Origin of the sequence: Bradyrhizobium uaiense, from assembly GCF_010811875.1 — a bacterium.
In the GTDB taxonomy this organism is placed as follows: Bacteria; Pseudomonadota; Alphaproteobacteria; order Rhizobiales; family Xanthobacteraceae; genus Bradyrhizobium; species Bradyrhizobium uaiense.
The window spans coordinates 1-447 of the sequence record NZ_VKHP01000590.1 but is presented as its reverse complement, the minus strand read 5'-3'; the positions used below and the strand labels follow the sequence as shown (position 1 = coordinate 447).

At 63.5% G+C, this 447-nt stretch carries 2 protein-coding genes; one reads left to right on the top strand and one right to left on the bottom strand.

Annotated features, from left to right (window positions below):
- On the bottom strand, positions 1–259 hold a 259-nt coding region (locus tag FNJ47_RS53455), incomplete at its 3' end, for an AMP-binding protein (protein ID WP_347341828.1).
- A gap of 28 nt (positions 260–287) precedes the next feature.
- Between FNJ47_RS53455 and FNJ47_RS54995 the strand changes: the two genes are divergently transcribed.
- The coding region (locus tag FNJ47_RS54995; protein WP_430649491.1) for an AMP-binding protein at positions 288–447 on the top strand (160 nt) is incomplete at its 3' end.

The window sequence follows — 447 nt, the reverse complement described above, 5'->3', positions numbered from 1 at the left end:
CGAGAGGCCGGCCGGAACTGTACACGCGCGCGGCCCACCAGATGTAGTTCATGAGGCTGCGATGCTCGATCTCGACGCCCTTGGGGGTACCGGTCGAGCCTGAAGTGAAGATGATGTAGGCGACGCCATTCGACTTGGCGGCGGACGGTCGGGCCGAGGCCGGTTGATTCAGAATCGAGCCGAAATCGGCATCGAGCACGAAGATGTCGGCAAGGTCCGGCGCTATGGCGGATCGCAGACGCGCCTGAGTGATCGCCACCGGCGTCTGCCCACCCGTCCCGTCGGAAATGTCTTTCAGGATCGTAGCAATGCGCCCTTTCGGCGTCGCCTACATCATCTTCACTTCAGGCTCGACCGGTACCCCCAAGGGCGTCGGGATCGAGCATCGCAGCCTCATGAACTACATCTGGTGGGCCGCGCGCGTGTACAGTTCCGGCCGGCCTCTCG